This window comes from Desulfobaculum bizertense DSM 18034, from assembly GCF_900167065.1.
Lineage (GTDB): Bacteria > Desulfobacterota > Desulfovibrionia > Desulfovibrionales > Desulfovibrionaceae > Desulfobaculum > Desulfobaculum bizertense.
The window spans coordinates 17,120-29,898 of record NZ_FUYA01000004.1 but is presented as its reverse complement, the minus strand read 5'-3'; the positions used below and the strand labels follow the sequence as shown (position 1 = coordinate 29,898).

General features: G+C 44.8%; 9 protein-coding genes and 1 tRNA gene. 6 read left to right on the top strand and 4 right to left on the bottom strand.

Annotation, left to right across the window (positions count from 1 at the left end; all coding sequences use genetic code 11):
• Positions 1–62 precede the first annotated feature (62 nt).
• Complete coding sequence (locus B5D23_RS06790) at positions 63–1,274, top strand: tRNA nucleotidyltransferase/poly(A) polymerase-related protein (protein ID WP_078684670.1); 1,212 nt, start codon at positions 63–65, stop codon at positions 1,272–1,274.
• A 428-nt stretch (positions 1,275–1,702) separates the two neighbouring features.
• On the opposite strand, the gene B5D23_RS06785 is transcribed toward B5D23_RS06790, so the two are convergent.
• Entirely contained in the window at positions 1,703–3,367 is a 1,665-nt protein-coding gene (locus B5D23_RS06785) for a glycosyltransferase family 4 protein (RefSeq protein ID WP_159445943.1), read from the bottom strand.
• A 199-nt stretch (positions 3,368–3,566) separates the two neighbouring features.
• On the opposite strand from B5D23_RS06785, the gene B5D23_RS06780 reads away from it, so the two are divergent.
• The 4 genes from B5D23_RS06780 (at position 3,567) to B5D23_RS06765 (ending at position 7,089) form a co-directional block, all read left to right on the top strand.
• Complete coding sequence (locus B5D23_RS06780; protein ID WP_159445942.1) at positions 3,567–5,069, top strand: sensor domain-containing diguanylate cyclase; 1,503 nt, start codon at positions 3,567–3,569, stop codon at positions 5,067–5,069.
• A gap of 189 nt (positions 5,070–5,258) precedes the next feature.
• Positions 5,259–5,945, top strand: a complete 687-nt coding sequence (locus B5D23_RS06775) for a queuosine precursor transporter (RefSeq protein ID WP_078684927.1) — start codon at positions 5,259–5,261, stop codon at positions 5,943–5,945.
• Positions 5,946–6,030: 85 nt separating this feature from the next.
• Positions 6,031–6,924 (top strand): NAD(P)/FAD-dependent oxidoreductase, encoded by an 894-nt coding sequence (locus B5D23_RS06770; RefSeq protein WP_078684926.1) that lies wholly within the window; start codon positions 6,031–6,033, stop codon positions 6,922–6,924.
• An 89-nt stretch (positions 6,925–7,013) separates the two neighbouring features.
• Positions 7,014–7,089, top strand: a tRNA-Ile gene (locus tag B5D23_RS06765).
• A 149-nt stretch (positions 7,090–7,238) separates the two neighbouring features.
• Here B5D23_RS06765 and B5D23_RS06760 read toward each other — a convergent pair.
• Positions 7,239–7,799 (bottom strand): hypothetical protein, encoded by a 561-nt coding sequence (locus B5D23_RS06760; RefSeq protein ID WP_078684667.1) that lies wholly within the window; start codon positions 7,797–7,799, stop codon positions 7,239–7,241.
• Positions 7,800–7,911: 112 nt separating this feature from the next.
• On the opposite strand from B5D23_RS06760, the gene B5D23_RS06755 reads away from it, so the two are divergent.
• On the top strand, positions 7,912–10,908 hold the full coding sequence (locus B5D23_RS06755) for an Eco57I restriction-modification methylase domain-containing protein (RefSeq protein WP_078684666.1): 2,997 nt from the start codon (positions 7,912–7,914) through the stop codon (positions 10,906–10,908).
• Here B5D23_RS06755 and B5D23_RS06750 read toward each other — a convergent pair.
• Both B5D23_RS06750 and B5D23_RS15135 read right to left on the bottom strand, forming a co-directional pair.
• Positions 10,905–12,530, bottom strand: a complete 1,626-nt coding sequence (locus B5D23_RS06750; protein ID WP_078684665.1) for an N-6 DNA methylase — start codon at positions 12,528–12,530, stop codon at positions 10,905–10,907. The genes B5D23_RS06755 and B5D23_RS06750 overlap by 4 nt on opposite strands.
• Positions 12,527–12,694 carry a hypothetical protein gene (locus B5D23_RS15135; protein WP_200803637.1) on the bottom strand — a complete coding sequence of 56 codons (168 nt, stop codon included), beginning with the start codon at positions 12,692–12,694 and terminating at the stop codon, positions 12,527–12,529. The genes B5D23_RS06750 and B5D23_RS15135 overlap by 4 nt, the downstream gene beginning before the upstream one ends.
• Positions 12,695–12,779: the final 85 nt, after the last annotated feature.

Here is a 12,779-nt window from a genome sequence, read left to right as displayed (position 1 = left end):
TTCATACCCCAACGGTCAACACTGAACTGGCATCATTTTTTAAAAAATGCTAAAGAAAATCTATGAAAATCTGTCTCGTTGGTGGAGCAGTCCGTGACATACTCATGGGCCACAATGCTTATGACTTAGATTATCTCGTTCTCGGAGCTGGACCAGAAGAGTTCCTCCGAGCCTATCCAGACGCCGTACAAGTAGGGAAAAATTTCCCTGTTTTCATCCTGAATCATTCAGAATATGCCTTCCCCCGGCGCCCGATCTCACACTGCTGCTCCGTAAACCCCTCTGCTCAAATTCAGGCCGAACTTATGGCTGATCTCGAATCTCGCGATCTGACCATTAATGCGCTCGCCATCCCTCTTCCAAACTATCCACGTTTACCAACTTCGAGCACAGCCTTCACCATGGCCACAGGTCACCCCCGTGGTATCGAAGATCTCCGGCTCGGAATTCTGCGTCCCTGCTCGGCGCACTGCTTCCTCGAAGACCCGCTTCGAGTCTTTCGCGCCGCCCGCTTTGCTGCGCAATTCCCTAATTTCCACGTTCACGAGGAACTCCGCGCTGCTATAGCAGAAGTCTGTGCCAAGGATCTTATTAAGGACATTCAGCCCGAACGCATCGGCCTTGAAATTCGCAAGGTCTTTCGGACTGACGTTCCCAGCCGCTTTTTCGATCTGATTATTAGCGCGAACTGCATGAGTCCATGGTTTCAGGAATTTGAGGAAAGTGCCTGCGCCAGTGCGAGTACCCCGTCCGTCTATGGCGCGGCCTACGCCCTCACCGCTCTTCGGGAATATTTGCGGAATGCACCCCTCGACCCAAAAGAAGAGGAGCTTCTCGGCTGGATGGCCTTTGTTCACGCCATTGGCAAAACAGAAAAAGACTCGGCCCAGCGGACGCTTTGCCCAGACGGCATTGCGGACAACACCCATGCCGCCAAGCTTGCCCACTCTCTTGGTTCGCGCCTGCGCCTCCCCTCGCGGTTCATCAAGGCTGGCGAATTATGGGCAAACTGCCGTGGCGCACTTTTGAGCTATTCGTCCCTTTCTCCAGAACAAAAAGTGCATCTTTTGCGCAAAACGCACACCTCACAGCTGACTCGCGAAGTCTTCACTCTTGTTCTCGCCTTATCCGGGAACGACCTTCGCACGCAGGCTGAGCTGGACCTCGCACGCATTCAGTCTGTGCATCTTCCGCCCGAAGAGCAGAACCTCGGCCCTGAATCTGGACAACGGCTCCTTGCCCGGCAAATTGCATCGCTACAGCACGACGCATAGAAACGTTTTATTTTTTCTGTTGGGACGCTGTCCCAAGCCTTGCAAGGGGCGCTGCCCCTTGACCCCGCCCAAGGACGAGGCCCTTGGGAATCCCGCTTTCGCTCAAAAAATACGGCTGAATGGGATGAAAGCTTCGCTTTCCTCTCCATTCAGCCGTATTTTTTAAGCTAGGGGAATTTCCTCAACGCGTGTTCTTCTGCCTTTTTCCGCCGCACTTATTTTCTTTCTGAACGCAAGCGTTCAGAAAGAAAATGGTGGCAACTCGCAGAAGAGAAAGAGCTTCTTTACGCCATTCTCACCCAAGTTTGAATTTCATTCACGCGAAGCGTGGATGGAATTCAAACTCGATGAGGATACGTAAGGGAATCATTCCCTTACGCGGGGTCCGGGGCTGGCCCCGGTTCTCTCCCCTCCCACCCATCCAGCCCTCACGGGCTGGGGCTGGCCCCCAACTCCTCCCTCCCAACTACTCTTTCGATAAATCCATGCTTGTATGCCCATAACACGAGAGACTCGGCACTGCCGGAAGTAAGAGCCAACGCAGAGGCAAGGCGCGAACAAAGAGCGCTGTACATAAGGGGCTTGCGAACAAAAAAGAGGAGCCGCTTGAGACGATCTTCTGTGATGAAAGATTCAAGAGCTGCATATACGGTAAAATTTTCTTTGCCGCGATAAAGCGCCTCCCCAACAAACGTCCACCGGAAAAAATCATCCGGAGCACAGTCCTGCGTGGTGTAGTCGGCAAAGATACGAGCATATGGAAGCATGTATGGATGCTGAAAAGCGGGTGAATCCTGTACAGGACGCTGCCATAAAGAATCCCATAACAGACAATGCTGCTGAATGACCTGCTGCCACGAAAAATTGGCTTCCACCCGCTGCCGCGCAGCACGCCCCATGCGCTGACACAGCTCAGGAGAACGCAAAAGGGAACTCAACGCAAACGCAAGCGCTTCAACGTCAACAACGGTCCGCTGCGCCATCATAAGATGCGACTCAGAGTCACCGAGAAGGGGGGCCATAACATCAATGTCCTCAGTGTAGGCGGGACCAGCAGTCGGCACCAAAAGCCCTGTCACTCCATCCTCAACAAGATCGCGATACCCATTATATGCAGAGGCAATCACGGGCTTTCCCATCGCACCAGCCTCAAGAAGCGTCAGCCCAAACGTCTCCTGAACATTATCCACAGGAGACAGAAAAATATCCGCAGCCCAAAACAGCTCCTTCTTCCGCTGATCTGAGGGACTGTCCTCAAGACGCCACCGAACACCCAATGCCTTGGCAAAAGAAGCAAGTATCGTCGCGAAACGGGCATCTCCATCATTCCAGCCTGCGACACACAAAGTCAGACATGAGAGGTCTTCCCCCTGCTGCCGCATACGCTGTAATGCCCGAAATACGGGTAAAATATCCATCTTGGAATAATGTGATAAACGGGCAAAAATCAGCACCATCTTCTGCCCTTCTGCAAGTCCACAACTCTCCCTCGCTCCCTGCTGCTCTTTAAGAGAGGCAGGCCGATACGCTTCCGTGTCCACACCAAGAGGGATGCGCTCAACAGCGGGACGAGGTCCTTCATAGGAAAAACTTCGCGCCAGTTCGTCATAAAAACGATTCATGACTCCAATCGCAGTGCGGGATGTCGCAACCACACAGTCACGAGCCGTGGTTCCTTCCCAAAGATGCGATGAAAACGAACTCATAAAACGCTGATAACTCAAAGAATGCGTCGGACCCGTGATGGGAAAAATCTGCCGGGAATACCTATTACGGACCGCAGCAAGAAAGGCGGGCGAATCCACACAGTCCGAGAGATGAAAACAATGATATGGAACATCTGCGAGTTGCTGAGGCAAAGCCATACGAGGGAAAAACCGAAGCTTTGCAGAGATGGAATCCGGGAATAATTCTGCAATTATTCTCTGAACATGCTCACGGTCCTGCTTTCGAGACAAAAAGAAATGATACTGGTCAAAAGGGTCAGCCTGAAGAAGCGCCTGCAAAAAATTTGCATTCGCGACACTGCGGCCCATGATGCCACCGGATTCAAAAAAGGGGTCAAGACTTGCCCAAATGCGAGAAGATTCCATGTGCCCGTTCTTTCTTTGAGGATGTAAATGTAACAGGAAAAAAGTTCCCTTTTCCCACGCAGGAAGCATTTTGCAACATTTAGGCCCAAAGTTCTATGCATCCAAGATGCAAGATTTTTCTTCTTTCCTCCCAAAGCCTCCTTTTTTGGCTCTCTTTTTGCAATTTCAAACACGAGATATCATTTATGGGGAGATTCTTATGCAAGAAAAACAGCCAAAATTGCTTTTGGGCCTGGGCCTCAATGACTTTGACCGCAAGACTATCGAGGGGGCGGTAGGTCATGATTTTGCCCTGAAAAACGTCAAGCCCGAACACCTGAGCACAGATCAGGAGCTGCCTTCACCAGAGGCTTCGTTTGTTACATGGATTCCGGTCGAGATTTGGGACAAGCTCACAGAGACACAACGAAAAAAAATTATGCACTGGGAAACCGTGCAAAAGATACTGCTTCTGGGAAACTCCGCACGCTCGCATCCGCACCCAGAGCAATACCTCGAAATGGGCTTCCTCGCCGTCCTGAGCACGCCACTCAAGGCTCCGGCAATTCGCCAAGCATTAGAAAAGGCTCGGGAAGTCAAAGATATTTATGAAGACATTCTGCGCATGACACAGGAAATTTCGCTCGATCGAGAAGTGCTGGCGCGCAAAAATGCGTACCTCGAATTCCTGAACAGAGTCATGAGCCACGCGGCAGAAAGCCTGAATCCGGCAACTATCATTACTCAGGCATGGCAGGATCTGAATACACTTTTCGATGTCAGCGCGGCACAGTGCATTTTCTGGCACCCTAACGGGGACAGGATGGATGCCGAGCTGTTCCTAGCCCTGCATGAAAACAATCAGGTTCAGGAAGAATGGACAGAACTTCTCCTCCAGGCGGCGAGAGAAAAGACAGGGACGCGAATCCGAAGCTATCAGCTCTCGCTTATGCTGGGACCTGAGGCAGGAAAACCTATAGACGTCGACCCCAAACCTCTGTCTCCATCTGCGGGTTATGTTTCGCTCCTGCCGCTCAAAGCAGGTGGTAGCGCTTTTGGCTGCCTTGCCCTGCTCACTCCAGAGTTACTCAGACTCGGCAAAGAACAGCGAGACGTTCTACACTCTGCGGTGAATCACATAGCGCTGGCACTCAAAAATGCGTTGTTATTTCGGGAAGTCAAAATCCGGGCAGATCACGATGGTCTAACACGCATCTACAATCGTCAATATTTTGACAGACGACTCACAGAAGAACTTGAAAGAGTCCACAGATACGATCAAGACCTTTCTATCCTTTTAATGGATATAGACCATTTCAAGAATACGAATGACAGCTATGGACACCAAGCTGGGGACAAGGTTTTAAAGAAAATTGGCGCTCTGCTTTTGGATGGATTGCGCTCAACAGACTTCCCCTCACGATATGGAGGAGAGGAATTTGCGATTCTTTTACCGCACACCAACAAGGATCAGGCATGGAAACTTGCGGAACGAATCCGCCAGCAGATTGAAGCGCTGTATTTCCGTCAACAGGGAGCATGCTTCTCTGTGACTGTCAGCATTGGTGTTGCGCATCTGGACCCTCAGAATAGTCCTAAAAACATGGATCTGCTCTTTGAAGCTGACCAGGCGCTGTATCTTGCCAAAGCAATGGGGCGCAATATGGTTTGCGGCAGTGATTCCATGCCCAAAAATCAGACGATTCGTCAGGCAATTTCTTAAACGCACAAATCTCTCCACAAAATGATTATACGCACCCGGCCTTTTGGCTGGGTGCTTTTTTGTTTCTTGACAGGGGGACCAGAGCTTGACCACACTATAATTTGGGATTATTTCTCCCATCACTTTCCGACCACTGGGGTCGGGAAGGAGGCCGCCCTCCTTCTAAATCTAACTCCGGAGATGTTCTTCATGTCCAACGAATTGCTTTGGGTGCTGTTCGCCCTTTTTGACCTGACAATGGTCATCGTCATGTTCCGGTTCTTTGGCCGGGTTGGCCTTTTTGGCCTGATTGTTTTTAACCTTATTGTCTGTAATCTTCAGGTTATCAAAACAGTTGAACTGTTTGGCCTGACGACCACGCTTGGCAACATTTTGTACGCCAGCGTGTATCTCTCTACAGACATTCTCAGCGAATTTTACGGCAAGAAAGAGGCTCAGCGAGGCGTCCTGCTTGGTTTTGTCGCCCTGTTACTCATGACAGTGTACATGCAGCTCGCGCTCCAGTTTACGCCGACCGCCGAAGATTTCGCCCAGCCACATCTTGAAGCCATTTTTGGGTTCATGCCTCGTCTCACACTGGCAAGTATGGCCGCCTACCTGATGTCACAAAGTTATGATGTCTGGGCGTTCCATGCCATCCGCAAGCGCACAGGTTCCAAGTTCCTTTGGCTCCGAAACAACATGAGCACACTGGTAAGCCAGCTTCTGGACTCAGCCGTGTTCTGCTGTATTGCGTTTTGGGGCGTCTTTGAGACCCCGGTTTTCCTCGAAATTCTTCTCACCACGTACCTGTTCAAAGCAGTTGTAGCAGCTTTGGATACGCCGTTTATTTATTTTGCCCGCAGGGTTGAGCCACTGGTGCATCGAGTTGCCTAAGACAGCTTGACAGTGGACCGACATGGGATACTCTAGGGAGACTCTTCCACAGCAACCTTGAGAGGTTACCATGCTCCTGCGCAAAATGAACAACGTCGATCTTTTGATTGTAGGCCAAGGGCCAGCCGGTTTGACAGCTGCCACCTACGCAGCACGAACCGGCATCTCAACGACGGTCGTTGGCCTGCTTCCAAAGATTGATGGTGAATATGGCATAGACAACTATTTTGGTTTTGATGAGACCATTCAAGGTTCGGAACTCATGGCCCGCGGGCGGCAGCAGGCCATGCGTTTCGGCGCTGAACTCATCACCGAGCGCGTTCTTTCCATCCACCACGGAGATGACGGCAGTTTTGAGGTCCTGACAGAACACAGTGCCTACGAAACAAGGGCACTTATTCTCGCTGCGGGAGTCTCCCGCATTCGTCCCGGCATAGACAATTTTGAAGCATATGATGGGAAAGGAATTTCCTACTGCGTGAGTTGCGATGGTTTTTTCTATAGGGGGAAGCCCGTGCTTGTCCTCGGAGAAGGAAATTACGCAGCGAACCAGGCGCTTGAGCTGAAAAATTATACGTCTGATGTTACGATATGCTCCCAAGGCAAAGCATTTTCAATATCAGAGTCGTTCCTCGCAAAGCTGGAAGAAGCAAATATTCCACTCCTTGAGGATAAAGTTGTCCACCTTTCTGGCACACCGGCACTGGAAAATGTTCAGCTCAAAAGCGGGAAAACACTTGCAAAAGACGGGCTGTTCATTGCTATGGGCGAGGCTTCGGCAAGTGACTTTGCCTGGACACTGGGACTTGAGCGAAACGGTCCACATATCAAGGCAGACGCCATGCAACACACCAATGTTCAAGGGGTCTTCGCAGCCGGAGATTGCGTCGGACGCTTCGCGCAAATAGCTGTTGCCGTCGGCGAAGGAGCTGTCGCGGCACGCGAGGCGATGTCCTATCTGAAAAAGGACAAAAGCTAAGCAAAAAGAAAAACAAAGAATCTGTATGATTCTCTTGACATAGTTCAAATGTCGGGGCTATTAACGATGCCCCGATCACAGATCGGATCGGGCCAGTAGCTCAGTTGGCAGAGCCCCCGGCTCATAACCGGATGGTCGTAGGTTCGAATCCTACCTGGCCCACCATTGACCGCAAAGGGTCCGCAAAATTGACAAGAATTTTGCGGACCCTTTTTGCTACCATCTCGCTAATTTTGTGTTTTTGGCTTCAACAAAACACTTATCCCGCAGGGGCTAAAACAGGTCCTGTCCCCTACCCCGCACCCTACTTTTCGTTATTTTCCAATCAATTTCTGACATGCCTCTTCATAAAAATCCAAGATCCATTGCTCATCTATAGAACACAAACTTTTTAGGCTATATTTTTCACGCAAATCATTTGCAAGTGTTAGGGCCTCTTTTCCCCTTGTTATATGCGCATCCCAACTCTTTTTTTGAACCTTGTCATCAGAGTCAAATGGCATCGAATCCATTTCAGCTACAACTTTACAATCTAATATTTCTACTTCACTGACCTTTTTCTTGTTCACAATCCCTAAAACACGACTAACCAGAGAACTGTCTAGCGAAGGCCAATTAATGTCCAACTGATCAAAACTGAGTATAGGTAATACGCAATGTTTTTCCCCTACCTCCCCACCAGAGATTCGCCATGATTCAATCTCTTGAGCAGCTACCGCACATTCAAAAAAATAGCGTTCCAAAATAACCGCGAGTCTAGCCGCAGCATATTTGCCCTCTTTTTTAGATATATACATATTATAACAATTATTCATAACGGTTGAACAAACACCAGAAAATAGCCCTGTCCCCAAAACTAACCATACATTCGACATCAGTGCACACCTCCACGAGCGTCCATGACCAAGCTTGCAAAAGCATCTAAAATATCACATTGAACATACGTCGTTACCAATATTCTTACTTACAAATTACTTCGGAGCTTCCATGTCTATTTCATCATTAGTCACTAAATTCCAAAAAAATATTCAACACTATAAATCTTCGACATATAACGAAGCTCAATTACGTGTTGATTTTATTGACCCATTTTTCGAACTTTTAGGATGGGATATCAAAAATGAAACTCACCAGCCCTCCAGCCAACGAGAAGTTTTAGTAGAGGAACCCCTTAAATACGCTTCAAGCCATATAAAAAAACCAGACTATACCTTCCGATTCTATTCGGATCGCAAATTTTTTGTTGAAGCAAAAAAGCCAGCTATAGATATCCTCACGAGCAGGACTCCTGCTTTCCAGATCCGAAGTTATGGTTATACAGCGCAGCTGGGGATTTCTATTTTAACTAATTTTGAATACTTGGTCATATATGACACATCATTTTTACCAACAGTAAACGACGACCCAACCCATTCTAGACTCAAAGTCTATCGTTATACTGACTATGAAAAAATTTTTGATTTTCTATACGACAAACTCAGTAGAGAATGTGTTTATTCTGGTCAATTTGATAACAAATGGAATTCTCCAAAAGCTAATATTCAAAAAAATAGAATAGATAATGCATTTGTAAATCAAATAAACAAATGGCGATTAAAAATTGGACAACACTGCATCGACAAACAGATCGATCTTGGTATGGAAGAATTGAATGACCTTGTGCAAAAATACATTAATTGCTTTCTTTTCCTTAGAGTTTGTGAAGATAGGTCAATTGAACCTCATGGTTCTCTTAAATCAGCATCAAAAAATAAACGCAAAAAAAGTTTACTTGAAAAAATCACATACTCTAACAAAAAATATAATTCAGGACTTTTTGAATTAGATTTTCAAGAAGAAATTATAGGAAATGACCATAAAACCATTTCTTGCATCATTGATGAATTATATTTTCCAAACAATATATACTCATTCTCTATTCTCCCTTCTGATATTTTAGGCAATGTATATGAAATTTTCTTGGGAAAAGAACTTAAAATAGAAGAAAACAGATTAAAACTTGAAGACAAACCAGAACACAAAGACAGAGATGTAGTAACAACACCAACATTTATAATAAATAAAATTTTAGAAAAAACGATTTCGCCATTATGCAAAGACAAAACAGATGAAGAAATCTTATCCCTTAGAATATGCGACATTTCTTGTGGATCTGGAGCATTTCTTCTAGAAACGTTCCAGCTTCTCCAAGATAAACTTGTAGAATATTATATCTCCAAAAATGATTTTACACAGATTGAAGAAATCTCTCGAAAAATATATAAGCTCAAATTTAACCTAAAACGGAAGTTACTCACCTCTTGTATTTATGGAACAGACAAAGACCTTAATGCAGTCACAGCCTGCAAATTTGGGCTATTACTAAAACTACTAGAAGATGAGCACCTCCCCTTAGAAGATAACCCTATTCTTCCAGACCTAACCAACAACATTACATACGGAAACGCTCTTATTGAAAACGCCCCTCAAGGAGCTTCTACAGACGACATATACAAAATTAATCCATATGAATTTAAAACGAGCCCATATGACGCCATAGTTGGCAATCCCCCTTACCAAACTGTAGAACGAATAAAACAATTCACTCCAAGTGAAGGTCCTCTATACATTTCTCAATACAAAACAGCTTACAAACAATACGACAAATATTATCTTTTTATTGAAAGAGCCCTTTCTTTACTAAAGCCAAACGGACGCCTTGGATATATAATCCCATCAAAATTCCAATTTGTTGGAGCTGCTAAAAAACTCCGAAAAATGCTAGCTGCGAGCCACGTAATCACAGAAATTGTGGACTTCAATTCCAACCAAATTTTTCCAAACAGGACAACATATACATGCCTTTTCATGGCACAAAAGGCGGAACACGAAACGTTATTATACACCAACATATCCAACCTGCAGACTTGGCGTACTACACCGTCTCGCTATACTAGCAGCACCGTGCCTCAAGCCAAACTTTCGGCTAGCCCTTGGATTCTCGATCCACAAAAAATTCAGCTAATTAGCCAATTAAACACCAGAGGAATCCCTCTAAAAAAAATACTGGGAGAAAAATCCATCACAAATGGAATTCAAACCAGTGCAAACAAATTATACATTCACAAGATATATAAATTAGACGATAAATTTATATATTTTAAGTTTCGAGGAAAGCTATACAGAATTGAAAAGGACGTAACAAAGCCCTATTTTCAACGTCCAGACAAAAAAGAAAACAACAGTTTTCACTCTTATAAACTTTTCACCCCAAATTCTTTTGTTATTTATCCATACCAAAAAAAAGAGAACAAAATTGAGCTCATTCCTCTTGATGAAATAGAGAGAGATTACCCTTACCTTTACTCCTTTTTACAACTTATAAAAATTGAACTCTCCTCCCCTAAACGGGACATAAAACCTGAACCCGAAACGGATCAAGAATGGTACAAATATGGACGCCACCAGAGCCTTTCTATACTTGACACCGATATCAAAATTATTGTCGGCATCCTTTCACAGGGCTATAAATATGCAATTGACACCTCCAAAACATTTATTAGCTCAGGGGGAACAGCTGGATATTGCGCAATCAATCCTAACAACTCTGGATATTCTCCATACTATATCCAAGCCTTTTTGAACTCAAAATACTTAGAATTTTTTGCGGCTGCATTTGGAGAAATATTTCGTGGTGGATACATAGCGAGGGGAACAAAGGTTCTAAAATCTATGCCTGTTGTGCCTATTGATTTTACACAAAAACAAGAAAAAAAGGCCCACGACCATATCGTGAACCTTCAAAAAAAAATCATTACATTATTTCAGCAAGCGTATACAACGGCTAACCACCGCATCAAAATCCAAAACAAACGGCAAATTCGACATAAAGAGAACGAACTCTCCCAGCACATTGGCCAGCTATATGGACTTTCTTCAGAAGAACAAGCTCTTTTCCCGGAAATAAATGAACTTTATGACGCTCTAAAACAAGATGTGGACTAAACCCGACATCTCCTTTCTTGAAGCTTTTTCCAAATCAAAATCAGCCGATTAATTTCACTTTCAGAAAAACCCAGAGGGTGGAAGATTTTCTTAGCTTGAGAAATCAACACATCTTCCATTCGCTGGGTCTTAACTTCCTTATCCAAACGTTGAAGATCAACATCATAAAGCAAACCGTATGGCACTACCAATTTTCTAATCTCTGATGGGACAAGCTCTAGCACTCCACCTCCGTAGGATCTCCCCTCAAGTTCAGCATAAATTGCTGTTAACGGATTAAGAAAACTATAAACCAATCTTTTGGGGTCATCAGTCTTGGGGTGGACTCGGTATACGGTATCAGTTGTAAGAGCATTTAACTCATTTAAAATGAGTCTTGGAGCAAAGTGTGCACGCTTAAACATACCTATCGGCGCACTATGTACGGAAGGGACCTTATACCAAGGGTCTCTAATCCTGCACTTAAATCTCTTATGAAGCTCTTCTTGTTCACCTTGCTTAATATAATCCTGCACAGAAGATGGAAATTCTTCAATCTTTTTATCGAAATATAAAAAATTAGAAGCAATTCCATTTTCTTTATTCTCTTGATGTTGCAGCTCATCATACACCACCCCGGGACAATGCTGACTCCGTCCAAACATCGGCAGACTATACTTTGACAATGAATAGTCAGAAACGACATCATCTGACACCAAAAAGAACTTATTCGCGCCTGTTACAACGCCAACTTCAACCTTTGCAAGATCCTCAAAGGAATAAACATCTGGGTGGGTTTGAAACTTATCTAACAACTCCAATTCATCAGGGGCCAAAATAGCCTTGGTCCACTTTCCTCTAACGGTCTCTCCATTAATAGGCTGTGCAGCTCTAAACAATTCATCTGGATTTGAGTCCAAAAAAGCATCTCCTTCTACACGAAGCAAAGATACTCCTTGTGTTTTATTAGCCTCCCTTTCTTTTTTTTGCGCAAGTAAAATCACCGCTCCCTGCAATGTTTCAGTAAACCAAATTTCCTTTGGGTCCAACACTACAATCTTGTCGCAGGTCTTAGCCAAATAAGACCTTACAGCTTGAGCATGCTTCACATTTATTATTTCTGCAGGAATTATCATCCCCAAACGTCCTCCAGGAATCAGCAGAGAAACACTGGCCACGACAAAGGGAACCCACGCATTAGTATGCTTAGTAAATTTCAATCCCAGTTTTGCATAAATATCTTTTGTAAGCTCTTGAAATCTTTTTTCTAAAAATTGATATCTAATAAATGGCGGATTTCCTAACACTCCATCAAAACAAGCGGATTCCTTCTTGATTTTTTCAATTGCCCATTCTAGAAAATCACCTCGTCGAATTACTGCGTTCCTAAACAAAAATTCCGTTATTTTTTTATCAGCCTTATCAGCCTCATCTTCATTCAACTCACAGCCCCAAACTGAAATATCCTTATTATGAGAGATATTATTTAAGGCTTCAAAAAAATGCCCATCACCACAGCTCGGCTCCATAATTGTTTTAGGAGCAGCTGCCAAAACCCACTTAGTAATAAATTCTGCCAGATGTAGAGGAGTATAGTAACCACCTCTCAACTTCTGAGTGGTTTGATCCTTCTTAAAATTCATTCAGATCTCTTATCTTTTTCATGGGGTTCAAGCACGTACCCTTCAGCCTGCTCTACAAACCACTGCTTTAAATTTTTACCTTCTAGCGCAAGCTTAGCGTATATCTTTTTTTTCAAGCAGGGATCAACTTCAATTACAATTCTTCCAGAACTTCCTTTGGCCATCAGACACCTCATATACATATACAACCGAATGTTATGTATGTAACATATGTAACATGCAGCCACGTTGCAAGAAAAAGCTTATACT

Coding starts and splice junctions, on each gene's coding strand:
- B5D23_RS06750 (WP_078684665.1), bottom strand. CDS start 12,530: ATGAATTTTAAGAAGGATCAAACCACTCAGAAGTTGAGAGGTGGTTAC.
- B5D23_RS06775 (WP_078684927.1), top strand. CDS start 5,259: ATGTCCAACGAATTGCTTTGGGTGCTGTTCGCCCTTTTTGACCTGACA.
- B5D23_RS06780 (WP_159445942.1), top strand. CDS start 3,567: ATGCAAGAAAAACAGCCAAAATTGCTTTTGGGCCTGGGCCTCAATGAC.
- B5D23_RS06755 (WP_078684666.1), top strand. CDS start 7,912: ATGTCTATTTCATCATTAGTCACTAAATTCCAAAAAAATATTCAACAC.
- B5D23_RS06760 (WP_078684667.1), bottom strand. CDS start 7,799: ATGTCGAATGTATGGTTAGTTTTGGGGACAGGGCTATTTTCTGGTGTT.
- B5D23_RS06785 (WP_159445943.1), bottom strand. CDS start 3,367: ATGGAATCTTCTCGCATTTGGGCAAGTCTTGACCCCTTTTTTGAATCC.
- B5D23_RS06770 (WP_078684926.1), top strand. CDS start 6,031: ATGAACAACGTCGATCTTTTGATTGTAGGCCAAGGGCCAGCCGGTTTG.
- B5D23_RS06790 (WP_078684670.1), top strand. CDS start 63: ATGAAAATCTGTCTCGTTGGTGGAGCAGTCCGTGACATACTCATGGGC.
- B5D23_RS15135 (WP_200803637.1), bottom strand. CDS start 12,694: ATGGCCAAAGGAAGTTCTGGAAGAATTGTAATTGAAGTTGATCCCTGC.